Raw genomic sequence first — 13017 nt, 5'->3', positions numbered from 1 at the left:
ATACGGACTCGAGCGGATTTACGAGCCGGAACTGGCCGGGACCAGCGTGAAGGACGTCGACGGTGGCGTTCGACTATGGACGAGGACACCGACTTCGAGGAGCTGACCGACCGCGTCCGAACCCAATCCGAGGACGCCGCCGGCTCCGACACCGATCGCGTAACGATCCGTTCGTTTCAGGAGCTCACTTCCGATTCCCTCTCGGAGCTGCTCGAGGCCGCCGAGAGCGACGTTTCGGAACCGGGCTCGCTCGTTTTCGTCCTCTCGGGGGCGAACGCCGAACTCCTCTGCGAGCGCGAAAGCGACCTCGAGGACGTCGACGACCTCGAGGCCGAACTCGGCCGCGAGGTGCGAATCGAACAGGGGATGCCCGACGACGCGGTACTGCTGCTGGATCCCGAGGCCGTCGACGGCGAGGAGCTGCTCGAGCCCGAGTCGATCGCCTGCGGAATCGTCGGCAGCGACCACTGACGGGCAGCGAGCTCGAGGGCTGGCCTGACGATCCGCGCCCGACTGCCGACGACGAGTACCGGCCTCGAGTCGCTTCGCGGTCCGGTAGCGCCCCGGCCGACGGTCCCACCGTATTATTCGTCGCTCGGTGGACGTCCCCCCATGCGCTATCTCGAGATCGCGGTGCCGGAGGGGCGACGACAGGCCGTCCTGAACATCCTCGAGGACGAGGAGATCGAGTACGTCGTCAGCGACGAGACCAGCGGCAGGGGGTACACGGCCGTCGTTCGGTTCCCGCTGCCGACGCGGGCGGTCGAACCGGTGCTCGATCGCCTGCGGCGGGCGGGCGTGAGCGACGACGCACGGGTCGTGGTGATCGACGCCGAGACGGTCATCTCCGAGGAGTTCACGACGCTCCGGGACCAGTACGGCCGGGGCGGACGGCGAGGTTCGCGCACCTCGAGGCAGGTGCTCCGGACCAAAGCCGAGGAGTTCACGCCGCAGTTTTCGATCTACGCGGTCATGCTGCTCATCAGCGCCGTCGTCGCCACGTCCGGACTGCTCGCGGACTCCCCGGCGGTCGTCGTCGGCTCGATGGTGATCGCGCCGCTGCTCGGCCCCGCACTCGCCGCCAGTATCGGGATCGTCACCGGCGACGACGCCCTCAAGTCGACCGGATTCCGGTACCAGGCCGTCGGTGTCGGACTGGTCGTCGCCGCGTCGATCGGCCTCGCGACCCTCGCGCGGCTGGCCGGCCTCGAGCCCGCGGGGGTCGACATCGTCGTCGCCACCGAACTCGAGGAGCGGGTCTCGCCGAACCTGTTCTCGATCGCCGTGGCGCTGGGTGCCGGCGTCGCGGGCATCCTGAGTCTCACGCGGGGATTCTCGGAGGCGATCGTCGGCGTGATGATCGCCGCCGCGCTCATCCCGCCCGCCGCCGCGGTCGGCATCACGGTCGCCTGGGGGATGTACGGCGCGGCCCTGGGTGCGGGCGTGCTCGTCGCCGTCAACCTGCTGTCGATCAACCTCGCGGCGATCGCCACGCTGTGGATCGCCGGCTACCGGCCGCAAGGGCTGTTCGAGGTCTCGCCGACCCGCGGGCCGACCTACAGGTACGCGGCCGTCTTCGGGATCGCGCTGCTGGTGCTGGCCGCGCCGCTGGCGGGCATCACCCTGTTGGACTTCCAGACGACCCAGCTCGAGTCGTCGGCCGAGGAGGAGGTCTCGGTGGTACTCGAGCAACCCCAGTACGAGGAGCTCGAGGCCGGGGACGTCGCGGTCGAACTCGACGAGAACTACCCGATCCAGTCGGTCGATCGGATCACCGTCACGATCGTCGCTTCGGACCCGGGACCGGTTCCGGGGTTGGCCGATCGACTCTCCGAAGCGATCGGAACGACCGCCGACGGTCCGACCGTCGAGGTGCAGTACGTCGTCGCCGAGGACCGCGGTCCCGATAGCGAGACGCGGACGACCGTCCCGTCCTCGGCCTCTCCGACGGAGCGGTGACGGCCCGGCCGACCACGAACGACAGTCGACGTCCCCGTTCGGCTGATCGTCCCGCCCCCGTGACTACGACGTTATCTACACCGGACGCGTCCGTTCGAACATGGGCACTGTTGACAAGACACCTGGCGAGGAGTCGTTCGCGACCCTCTCGAAGGAGGCCGTCGCGTCGCTCGCGGCCGATTTCGCGGGCGAGGTCGTTCGCCCGTCCGATCCGACGTACGACGACGCGCGCGAGATCTGGAACGGGATGATCGATCGCTACCCGGCGGTCGTCGCCCGCTGTTCCGGCGTGGCGGACGTCGTCGCGGCGGTGAACTTCGCCCGCGAGGAGGGCCTCGAGGTCGCCGTCCGGGGCGGCGGGCACAACGTCGCCGGGACGGCGGTCAACGACGGCGGGCTCGTCGTCGACCTCTCGGAGATGACCGCCGTACGAGTCGACCGCGAGGCGGGGACGGTGCGGGCCGAGGGCGGGGCGACGCTGGGCGACGTCGACCGCGAGACGCAGCTGTTCGGCCTCGCGACCGCACTCGGCGCGGTCTCCCAGACCGGGATCGCGGGGCTGACGCTCAACGGGGGGTACGGCCACCTCAGCCGCGAGTACGGACTGGCGCTGGACAACCTGGTGAGCGTCGACGTCGTCACCGCCGACGGACGGGTTCGGACGGCGAGCGACGAACGGAACCCGGACCTGTTCTGGGGACTGCGGGGCGGCGGGGGTGCCCTCGGGATCGTCACCTCCTTCGAGTACGAACTCCACGAGGTCGGCCCCGAGGTGTCCGCCTTCTTCCCCTGGTTCCGCGCCGACGACGCGCCCGCGGTGATGGCCCGCTACCGGGAGTGGATCGCCGACGCGCCGCGAAACGCGGGCGTGCTCGCCTTTACCGCCCACGTTCCCGACCTCGAGGAGTTCCCCGAGGAGTCGTGGGGTGAGCCCGCGATCGGGATGCTCGGCTCCTCGCGCGGCGACCCCGCAGACGCCGACGAGGTCTTCGGGTCGCTACTCGAGAGTGCGGAACCGCTGGTCGATCTCAGCGGGGAGATGGCGTACGTCGACCTGCAGTCGATGCTCGACGAGGACTACCCGGACGGCCTCCGGTACTACTGGAAGGCGATCTACCTCGAGGAGTACACCGACGAGGTCGTCGATCTCATGCTCGAGCACACCGAGTCCGCGCCGTCGGCGCTGTCGACGATCGACCTCTGGCACCTCGACGGGACGGTCGCCGACGTTCCCCGCGACGCGACGGCGTTCTGGCACCGCGACAAACCCCACATGCTCACCGTCGAGGCGAACTGGGAGGACCCCGACGCCGACGACGCGAACCTCGAGTGGGCCCGCGCAGTCATCGCGAAGGCGGAGGCGCTGTCGGTCGCCTCGGGGCGGTACGGTAACTTCCCCGGGCTGGAGGCCGAGCCCGCGAGGCTGCGCTACGGCGACAACTACGGTCGGATGGTCGAGCTCAAGACCGAGTACGATCCGGAGAACCTGTTCCGGCTCCCGGGGAACGTCGAGCCCCGGGCCGACGGCTGAGTGGAAGGGAACGACCGCGGCCGCTACGACTCGAGTTCGCGATCCGACTCCCGGAGCTCGCGTTGCTCGACCGAGTGACCGGTCTCGACGTAGTGGCGGATCATCGCCTCGTTGAGCTCGCCGTCGGCGTCGTCCTCGACGCGGCGGCTCCAGTCGCACTCCTCGCAGTACGCGATTGGCACAGGCGGAGTTTCGAGTACGATCTCTTGAATTATGTGATCCGCACCGGGGAACCGAACTTCGAGCCGACGCCTGTCACCGGGAGTCCTTTCGAGACCACGTGAGGCTCTCGAGCGGCTCCGGAAGCGCCTCGAAGCGCTCGCGATCGTGAGCGAGGCAGACCCGGCATCTTCCGTTCGCTCGAGGTTCCGGATCTTCCGGTTCGAGCTGATCGCCGCCTCGGCGTCCCACGCGAACGCCGGCTGGAGCTCCCGCTCGTCGGCCTCCCGAGTGAACGCGAGATGGGCGCCCGTCCCGACGCGTAGCGGCTCGCCCTCTGCGGTAGGTGTCAAACGGATAATTCAAACTTTATCCTCCAGCGGTCCGTCTGTGGAAAACCATGGTTTGGTCTGCCCGGCTCGACGACGGAGAGCACGAAACGGAGCGCTCCGAGGACGAAACTGGGAACGACACCTGTCCGGGGTGTGACTCGGACGAGATCGTCCACCGGTCCAGCCGCGGGGAACGGATCTGCGAAGAGTGCGGCCTCGTTATCGAGGAGGAGCTCGTAGATTCCGGTCCGGAGTGGCGGGCGTTCAATCACCAGGAGCGACAGGAGAAGTCCAGAGTCGGTGCGCCGACCACCACCACGCTGCACGACAAAGGGCTGACCACCGAGATCGATTGGAAGAACAAAGACGCGTACGGTCGCGCGATATCGTCCGACAAACGATCGCAGATGCACCGGCTGCGGAAGTGGCAGAAGCGAATCCGGACGAAGGATGCCGGGGAGCGGAACCTCCAGTTTGCGCTCAGCGAAATCGATCGGATGGCGAGCGCGCTGGGCGTTCCGCGAGACGTTCGCGAGGTGGCGAGCGTGATCTACCGGCGGGCGTTGGACGAGGATCTGATCCGCGGACGGTCGATCGAGGGAGTGGCCACGGCCGCACTCTACGCGGGCTGTCGACGGGAGGGGATCCCGCGTTCGCTGGAGGAGATCGCCGACGTTTCACGGGTCGAGCGTCTCGAGATCAGCCGCACGTACCGATACGTCTCGAACGAACTCGGCCTCGAGCTACTGCCGATCGATCCGAAACAGTACGTCCCGCGATTCAGTTCGAAGCTCGATCTTCCCCAGGAGGTGAAAGTGAAGGCGAACGAGATCATCGACGAGACCGCCGATCCGTTACTATCGGGCCGCGGCCCGTCCGGATTCGCCGCGGCCGCGATCTACGCCGCCGCACTGCTCTGTAACGAGAAACGGACGCAGAAAGCCGTCGCCGAGGTGGCGCAAGTGACCGAGGTGACGATTCGCAACCGGTATCAGGAGCAGATAGAGCTGTTGGATATCCACCGGTAGAACTCCCTCCGCTCGACCTGGCAGGATTCTCGCCGGGACCCCGAGACAAGCGCGTCCTGACGTCGTGAGCGGACGTCGGAACGCGTGCCGCGGAAGGCGGGAACCCCTCCCCCGAGGACAAGCGCAAGCGAGCGCGTACGGTCGGGGGGACGGTCTCGAAACCGCAGCTCGCTCGAGGTCATCTACCCGTAGGGTCGTTCCGATCGATCTTAGTGAAGCGGGTACCGGTCACCGACCGTCCCGTCGCTCGCCGTCTCCGGGGTGTCGCCTCCAAGAGTTAACTGCGGCCCCGCCGTACGACGGCCGATGGCAAACGCCGACGGTCGTCCGAACGTGTTGTTGGTCCTCACCGATCAGGAACGGTACGACTACTCCGCGCCCGACGGCCCGTCCGTCGAGACGGCGACGATGGATCGGCTCTCGAGGGAGGGGATGCGGTTCGAGCGGGCGTTCACGCCGATCAGCATCTGTACGAGCGCCAGGGCCTCCCTGCTGACCGGACGCTTCCCCCACGGCCACGGCATGCTGAACAACAGCCACGAGGCCGACGCGATCCGGGCGAACCTCCCGACCGAGCTGCCGACGTTTTCCGGGCTGCTCGCCGAGGCGGGCTACGAGCTGACCTACACGGGCAAGTGGCACGTCGGCGACGACCAGACGCCCGAGGACTTCGGCTTCTCCTATCTGGGCGGGAGCGACAAACACCACGACGACATCGACGAGGCGTTCCGCGAGTACCGCCGCCAGCGCGGGACGCCGATCGAGGAGACCGACCTCGAGGACGAGCTCTACACCCGCGGCGGGAGCGAGGACGGAACCTTCGTCGCCGCGAAAACGCCCGTCGACGTCGAGGACACGCGGGCGTACTTCCTCGCCGAGCGGACGATCGATGCGATCGAGGCCCACGCGGAAGGCGACCGCGAGGGGCCGTTCTTCCACCGTGCCGACTTCTACGGTCCTCACCACCCCTACGTCGTCCCCGAGCCCTACGCCTCGATGTACGACCCCGCGGAGATCGAACGGCCCGACAGCTACGCCGAGACCTACGACGGGAAGCCGCGGGTCCACGAGAACTTCCTGCACTACCGGGGCGTCGCCGACTTCGACTGGGAGACCTGGGCCGAGGCGATCGCGAAGTACCGCGGGTTCGTGACGATGATCGACGACCAGCTCGAGCGAATCCTCGAGGTCCTCGAAGAGCGCGGCCTCGAGGAGGAGACCGCGGTCGTCCACGCCTCGGACCACGGCGACTTCGTCGGCGGCCACCGCCAGTTCAATAAGGGGCCGCTGATGTACGACGACACCTACCGGATCCCGCTGCAGGTTCGCTGGCCGGGCGTCGTCGAGCCCGGCTCCGTCTGCGAGGCGCCCGTCCACCTCCACGACCTGGCCGCGACCTTCCTCGAGATGGGTGACCTCGAGGTGCCCGAGTCCTTCGACGCCCGGAGTCTCGTCTCCCTGCTCGAGGGCGAGGATCCCGAGGAGCGTCCCGACTCCGTCTTCGCGCAGTACCACGGCGAGGAGTTCGGGCTCTACACCCAGCGGATGGTCCGCACGGCGCGGTACAAGTACGTCTACAACGGCCCGGATATCGACGAGCTGTACGACCTCGCAGCCGACCCCGCGGAGCTACAGAACCTGATCGACCACCCCGACTACGCCGACGTCCGCGGGGCGATGCGGGAGCGACTGGTCGACTGGATGGAGCGAACCGACGATCCGAACCGGAAGTGGGTGCCGGACGTCCTGCGAGATCGGGGCTGAGACCCGCGGGCCGATCTCCCGGCCCGGAAGCGTACGTTTACGGTCCCGAGGCGGGTAGGCACGTCCATGACCGACGGACCGATCGCGACGGAGGGGGACCGATGAGCCGATCCGGACGCGACGACTCCGGGCCCGAAGCGCTTCGCGAGCGAGCCGCCGAGGACGAGGCGATCGCCGACGCCCTCGAGGACCTGGTCGTCGAACTGCGGGACGAGCCGATCAAAGAGAGCCGGCTCGAGGGGCTATTCGACGAGGCGACGACCAGCGATCCGGGAATCTGGAACACCGTCACCGCCTTCATCGACGTCGAGGACGGCGAGGCGGTCGTCACCGACGAGTCGAAGCTCGCCCGGGGGAAGTGGGCGCCCGAGATCGTCGAGGGCTGCGATACGATGGTGACGATCGACGTCCAGCGCGGGCTGATGCCCGACGACTTCGCGTATCTCGTCGGGAGCGAGCTCCAGGACCGGATCACGGAGTTCCGCGAGGAGGCCGCGAAGAAACGACAGGCGGCCGACGACCTCGAGGCGAACGGCGACGGAGCGTAACGTCCTCGCGGGCCACACCCGCCGACCGACCGCGACAGAAATACGTCATTTCGGGTTGACACCGAGGTATGTCCGAGTTCGTCACGCCGCCGCCGCTGGAACGGGGGGATCGCGTCGCCGTCGTCGCGCCCTCGAGCGGCGGCGCGCGGGAGGCACCCCACGTCTTCGAGCTGGGTCTCGAGCGACTGCGGGAACGGTTCGGCCTCGAGCCGGTCGTCTACCCGACGGCTCGACAGGGGAACGCGTTCCTCGCCGACAACCCCCGTGCCAGGGCCGCGGACGTCCACGCCGCCTTCCGCGACCCCGAGATCGACGGGATCGTCGCGACCATCGGCGGCAGCGACCAGCTGCGGATCCTGAAACACCTCGATCCCGACGTCCTCCGGGCCAACGCGACCCGGTTCTACGGAATGAGCGACAACACCGCCCTGCAGCTGTTGCTGTGGAACGCCGGCGTCGTCTCGTACAATGGCGCCCAGCTGATGAACGAACTCGCCGTCCCGGGCGAGCTGTCCGCCTACACCGAACGGTACTGTCGGCGCGCGTTCTTCGAGGACGCCCTCGGTCGGCTCGAGCCGTCCCCGGAGTGGACCGACGAGCCCTCGACGTGGTGGACCGATCCCTCCGAGATGGACGCCCCGCCGGCGTACGAGCCGAACCCGGGCCGACGGTGGGCTGGCGGGACCGACGCCGTCGAGGGCCGAACGTGGGGCGGCTGTCGCGCGATCGTCGAGTGGTTCCTGGCGACCGATCGGTTCGTGCCGTCGCCGACCGATCTGGACGGGACGATCCTGTGTCTCGAGACCGCCGAATCGATTCCCGAGCCCGAGACCGTGGGCGGGACGCTGATGTGTCTCGGCGAGCGCGGCCTCCTCGAGCGGTTCGACGGCGTCGTGGTCGGGCGTCCGCCGACCCGGAGCTTCCTGGCGGAACCGCCCCGCGAGCAGCGGGAGCGCTACCGCGACCGACTCTACGACGAGATCCTCGAGCAGGTTCGACGGTACAATCTCGAGGCGCCCGTCCTGCTGGGTCTCGACTGGGGACACACGACCCCGATCGCGCCGCTGCCGATCGGGGGTCGTCTGGAACTGGACCCGAGGTCGGAAACCGTTCGGTGTCGCTGAACGACGACGCTCACTCGACGGCGACGTCCTCGCGCTCGAACCCGTCGTCCTCGCGCCAGCGCCAGGAGCCGACCTCGAAGGGCTCAAGCGAGACGATGACGTACGAGCGGTCGGACCAGGTCGCGTCGGCCGCGTCGGTCTCGCTCGGGCGGGGCGGGCCCCGCGGGTGGGAGTGGTAGAAGCCGACGATCTCCTCGTCGCGGGCCTCGAGGCGATCGAAGATCGCGAGCTGTTCCTCGGGATCGATCCGGTATCGGGTGCGGGGATGCTCGGCGACGTTCTCGGCGGGGTACTGCGACCCAACCTCGCTCCGACCGGTCGGGTCGTACTCGCCCCCGAGAACGCCACAGATCTCGAGCGGACGCCCGCCTCGAGCCCGTTCGACGATTTCCGCTCGAACCGCTTTCGGAAGGGCGAGCACGATCAGGGCACCTGATCGGCCCGGGTCTCGGTCGTTCCGGACGCGTTCGACGCGAACTCCTCGAGCCCGTCGAACGGAACGGCGACCGACTCGGGCGGCCCGTCGAATCGCTCCGGGTGGACGATCGGCGAAAGCGCCTCGAGGGTGTCGACGAGCCGCGGGCCGGGGCGGTTGAGGTAGTGGTGGCCGTCCATCGCCCACACCCGGTCCTCGCGGACCGCCGCGAGCTCGTCCCAGCCCTCGCGGTCGGTGAGATCCGTTCGGTTCGTCGCCGTCTGCTCGAGGCCGAACCCGCAGGGGGCGACGACCACGAGTTCGGGATCGTACTCGAGGATTGCTTCCCACTCGCGGGGCGTCGAGCGCTGGCCGACGTCGGCCAGTCCGTACTCGCCGCCTGCCCACTCGACGAGTTCGGCCGTCCAGTGGCCCGCGATCATTGCGGGGTCCGTCCAGTCGAAGACCGCGACGCGGGGTCGATCGCCGTCGTCGATATCCGCGGTGCGGTTCCGCACCGCGTCGATCCGCGCCTCGAGTTCCGCCCGCACCTCGCGGGCTCGCTCCTCGCGATCGGTCGCGCGGCCGATCCGCTCGAGGTCGTCCAGCACGTCCGCGACGGTGTGGGGATCGACGGTCAGTACGTCGGGATCCGCGTCGATCCGCGCGACCGCGTCGGCGATCACCGCCTCGTCGACCGCGCAGACGTCGCACATCCCCTGGGTGACGATCAGGTCGGGCTCGAGTTCTTCGAGCAGGTCGACGTCGACCTCGTAGACGCCGTCGTCGGTCTCGCCGATCTCGAGGACCTGGCGGTCGATCTCCTCGCTCGAGGCGTCGGCGTCGATACGGGAGCGCGTGATCGATGGCAGCGACGCGACGCTCGGCGGATAGTCGCACTCGTGGGAGACGCCGACGGGCTCGGTCCCGAGCGCGGCGACGAGCTCGGTCGCCGAGGGAAGCGTCGTAACGATTCGCATACCGGCCGTAGGAACGGCAGGGACAAAAGCGGCCGCCCCGAGGCCGGAGGCCGTCAGTACTCGTCGAGGTCGCGATCGGAGTCGTCGCCGAACTCGTGGTCGGGCTCCGCCGAGTCGCCGGGCTGCTCGGTCGGGTCGTCCTCGATGTCGATCGTCGTCTCGCCGCCGTCGTCGACGTCGAACTCGTCGGTCTCGAGCTCGTCGCCGTCGACGCCGACGCTCCCGTCGGCGATCTCGATGGTGACGCCGTCGTGAGCCTCCCGCTCGTGGCCGATCAGCGTTCCGGTTGCGGACTCGACCTGCTGGTTGACCGCCCAGACGAACCGCAACACTCGCTCGAGTTCGGTGCCCGCCCGCCGGACGCCCCCCTCGCCGGAGAGCTCGCCGAGGCTCCGGGCGCCTTCCGGGTGGAGGTACTGAATCGGGTGTCCGTTGGGGACTTCGCGCAGGTCGACGTCGAACGACCACAGATGGGGCAGCAGCTGAACGGCGTACCCGTGGGGTTTCGGGGCGCGGCGACCCGCCGCGGTAAAGGCGAGGGCCAGCGCAGACGACTCGGCGTCGGTGTCGAAGTAGACGCCGTCGAAGCCGGGGATCGAAATTCGCATACGCGAACGTTGGTCCCGTCCGGGGTAAGGGTAGAGCCGGCACTCCCAGCCTCTTTTATCCCTTCGGGGGCCGTCCCCCTCAGAAGGTGTCGGCGAACTTGTCCCGCCGGTTGATATCGAGCTCGCTCACGCTCGAGTGGTCCTGACTCGCGACGAAGCGGATCGCCTCGGCGACCTCCTCGGGCGCGCTGGCCTCGTCCTCGTCGTAGGCCTCGGCGAACGTCTCGCCGCTGGCGGTCTCGAACTCCGAGCGGACCTCCGCCGGGTTGATCACGCTGACGCCGACGTCGTCGTCGCCGACCTGGGCCGCGACGCTCTTGGCGAAGCCTCGCACCCACCACTTCGTGGCGGCGTATATCGGGTTGAAGGGGCGCGGATAGTACCCGGCGAAGCTCCCCAGGAAGATCAGGTGCCCCTCCCGCTCGCGGACGTGGGGAAGCGCCGCGCGGGTCGCGTAGAAGACCCCGTCGACGTTGGTCTCCTGCATCGTCTCGTACTCCTCGGTGCTCATCTCGGCGACTTCGCTCCCCCGGGAGAGCCCCGCGTTGTTCACCAGGATATCGAAGCCGCCGAACTCCTCGACGGTCTCCTCGATCAGGGCGTCGACGTCGCCTTCCTCGCGGACGTTCGTCGGGACGACGAGGGTCTCGACGCCGTGGTCGGTCTCGAGTTCGTCCGCCAGCTCCTCGAGGTCGCCCTCGCTGCGGGCCGCGAGGACGACGTTCGCGCCCGCGTCCGCGAGCTCTCGACAGGTCGCCGCGCCGATCCCGGAGCTCGCCCCGGTGACGATCGCCGTCTGCTGCTCGAGTTGGTCGGTCATCGTGGTGAGGGTCGGACGCTCGCCCCTAAGCGTTTCTGCAAGCGCGCTCGACGCCGCGGACTCAGTACGCCTCGAGGTCGTACAGCTCGCCGTACTTCGAGGTCGCGTACTCGAGGAAGGAGTCGGCGGCCAACTCCTCCCCGGTCGCTCGCTCGATCAGCTCGGGCGTCGTGTAGCGCTTGCCGTGGCGGTGGACGTTCTCGCGGAGCCAGCCGTTGAGCTCGTCGAACTCCCCCGCTCGAATATCCTCGTCGAGATCGCCCAACTCGTCTTCCGCGGCCGCGTAGAGCTGAGCCGAGAGGACCGACCCCAGCGAGTACGTCGGGAAGTAGCCGAAGGAGCCGTGGGACCAGTGGATGTCCTGCAGACAGCCCTCCGCGTCGGTCTCGGGCCGGACCCCGAGGTACTCCTCGTACTTGTCGTTCCAGACGTCCGGCACCTCGCTCACCTCGAGGTCGCCCGCGATCAGGGCGCGCTCGATCTCGAAGCGGATCACGATGTGGAGGTGGTAGGTGAGCTCGTCGGCCTCGACCCGGATCAGGTTGTCGTCGTACACCTGGTTGGCGGCCTCGTAGGCCGCCTCCGGAGTGGCGCCCTCGAGCCCGGGGAAGCGGTCGGCGACGGTCGGCAGGAACCGCTCCCAGAACGGCCGCGAGCGACCGACGTGGTTCTCCCAGAGCCGGGACTGGGACTCGTGGACCGACAGATCGCGAGCTTCGCCGAGGGGGGTACCGTACTCGTCGTCGGGAAGCCCGAGCGTGTAGTTGGCGTGGCCGAACTCGTGGACCGTCGAGGTCAGCGAGCCCAGCAGGTCGTCCTCCTCGAAGCGGGTGGTGACGCGGGCGTCGAACTGCGTTCCCGAGGAGAACGGGTGGGGTGCGGTGTCGAGACGGCCCCGCTCCCAGTCGTAGCCGAGCTCGTCGAGGACGTCCCGAGCCAGCGCCTCCTGATCGTCGTCGTCGAACTCGCCGGCGAAGGTGTCCGTCGCGAGGTCGGCGTCGGCATCCTGGATCGCGTCGATCAGCGGGACGAGCTCCTCGCGCAGGCGCTCGAGGACGCGCTCGGCGGTCTCGAGGTCGATGTAGGGCTCGTAGTCGGCGAAGAGCACGGCGTAGGGGTCGGCGTCGGGATCGATGTGGTGGGCGTACTCGCGTTTGAGCTCCACCAGCTTCTCGAGGGTGGGCGCGAACGCCTCGAAGTCGTCGTCCTCCCTGGCGCGTTTCCAGGTCGGGTGGGCGTTGGCGGTCGTCTCGGAGATCTCCTCGACGAGCTCCCGGGGAACGCTGGTCTCGCGGTCGTACTGCCGCCGGATCTCGCGGACGACGGCCCGTTGCCCGTCGTCGAGCGCCGCGGATTCCAGCTCCTCGAGCAGGTCGCCGGTTTCGTCGGCGGTCAACAGCTCGTGGCTGATCGAGGACAGCGCCGAGAGCTGCTGTGCGCGGGCGGGAGTGCCCGATTCGGGCATGACGACCTCCTGGTCCCAGCGGAGGACGCCGGCCGCGTTGCCGACGTTTGCGATCCGAGCGATCCGCCCTTCGAACTGCTCGTACGTCTCGCCGTGGTGCTCGCTCCGGGCCTGGTCGGTTGCCATTGGCTGACACTACTTGGGGAATCGTCATCAACGTCGTGGTTCCGGCACGCCGTCGGCTCGCGGGATCTCGAGCCGGCGATTCGGCTGGAACGCATCGCGAACGATACGCATCTGGAAATTGCAAGCCACGAACTGTTTTCCGGCAGCGGCGAGTACCC

Annotated in this window: 13 protein-coding genes; 7 read left to right on the top strand and 6 right to left on the bottom strand. The window is 68.5% G+C overall.

Annotation, left to right across the window (positions count from 1 at the left end; genetic code table 11):
* Positions 1-75 precede the first annotated feature (75 nt).
* The 3 genes from C492_RS03360 (at position 76) to C492_RS03350 (ending at position 3490) form a co-directional block, all read left to right on the top strand.
* Positions 76-471 (top strand): hypothetical protein, encoded by a 396-nt coding sequence (locus C492_RS03360; RefSeq protein ID WP_008420474.1) that lies wholly within the window; start codon positions 76-78, stop codon positions 469-471.
* A 141-nt stretch (positions 472-612) separates the two neighbouring features.
* The gene (locus tag C492_RS03355) at positions 613-1959 is read left to right on the top strand and encodes a TIGR00341 family protein (RefSeq protein WP_008420473.1); all 1347 of its coding nucleotides are present in this window, start codon (positions 613-615) and stop codon (positions 1957-1959) included.
* Positions 1960-2059: 100 nt separating this feature from the next.
* A complete protein-coding gene (locus C492_RS03350; RefSeq protein ID WP_008420472.1) occupies positions 2060-3490 on the top strand; it encodes an FAD-binding oxidoreductase in 1431 nt (476 codons plus the stop codon).
* A gap of 23 nt (positions 3491-3513) precedes the next feature.
* Here the strand turns inward: C492_RS03350 and C492_RS24100 are convergent, their stop codons facing one another.
* Positions 3514-3672, bottom strand: a complete 159-nt coding sequence (locus C492_RS24100; protein WP_160166961.1) for a hypothetical protein — start codon at positions 3670-3672, stop codon at positions 3514-3516.
* Between the two features lie 377 nt (positions 3673-4049).
* On the opposite strand from C492_RS24100, the gene C492_RS03345 reads away from it, so the two are divergent.
* From C492_RS03345 to C492_RS03330, 4 genes are all read left to right on the top strand, one after another.
* Positions 4050-5009, top strand: coding sequence for a transcription initiation factor IIB (locus C492_RS03345; protein WP_008420471.1), 960 nt, complete (start codon positions 4050-4052; stop codon positions 5007-5009).
* A gap of 306 nt (positions 5010-5315) precedes the next feature.
* Entirely contained in the window at positions 5316-6773 is a 1458-nt protein-coding gene (locus C492_RS03340) for a sulfatase-like hydrolase/transferase (protein ID WP_008420470.1), read from the top strand.
* 101 nt (positions 6774-6874) lie between these two features.
* Complete coding sequence (locus C492_RS03335) at positions 6875-7321, top strand: hypothetical protein (RefSeq protein ID WP_008420469.1); 447 nt, start codon at positions 6875-6877, stop codon at positions 7319-7321.
* Positions 7322-7389: 68 nt separating this feature from the next.
* Positions 7390-8445 (top strand): S66 family peptidase, encoded by a 1056-nt coding sequence (locus C492_RS03330; protein ID WP_008420468.1) that lies wholly within the window; start codon positions 7390-7392, stop codon positions 8443-8445.
* Positions 8446-8455: 10 nt separating this feature from the next.
* Here the strand turns inward: C492_RS03330 and C492_RS03325 are convergent, their stop codons facing one another.
* The 5 genes from C492_RS03325 to C492_RS03305 all read right to left on the bottom strand — a co-directional run bounded on the left by C492_RS03325 (position 8456) and on the right by C492_RS03305 (position 12859).
* Entirely contained in the window at positions 8456-8866 is a 411-nt protein-coding gene (locus tag C492_RS03325; RefSeq protein WP_008420467.1) for a desampylase, read from the bottom strand.
* Between the two features lie 2 nt (positions 8867-8868).
* Complete coding sequence (locus C492_RS03320; protein ID WP_008420466.1) at positions 8869-9840, bottom strand: cobalamin-binding protein; 972 nt, start codon at positions 9838-9840, stop codon at positions 8869-8871.
* 53 nt (positions 9841-9893) lie between these two features.
* Positions 9894-10448, bottom strand: a complete 555-nt coding sequence (locus tag C492_RS03315) for a hypothetical protein (RefSeq protein ID WP_008420465.1) — start codon at positions 10446-10448, stop codon at positions 9894-9896.
* A gap of 79 nt (positions 10449-10527) precedes the next feature.
* Entirely contained in the window at positions 10528-11268 is a 741-nt protein-coding gene (locus tag C492_RS03310; RefSeq protein ID WP_008420464.1) for an SDR family oxidoreductase, read from the bottom strand.
* 61 nt (positions 11269-11329) lie between these two features.
* The gene (locus C492_RS03305; protein WP_008420463.1) at positions 11330-12859 is read right to left on the bottom strand and encodes a carboxypeptidase M32; all 1530 of its coding nucleotides are present in this window, start codon (positions 12857-12859) and stop codon (positions 11330-11332) included.
* Between the last annotated feature and the right edge of the window lie 158 nt (positions 12860-13017).

Source organism: Natronococcus jeotgali DSM 18795 (genome assembly GCF_000337695.1).
GTDB lineage: Archaea > Halobacteriota > Halobacteria > Halobacteriales > Natrialbaceae > Natronococcus > Natronococcus jeotgali.
This window is presented reverse-complemented; position numbering and strand designations above follow the sequence as displayed.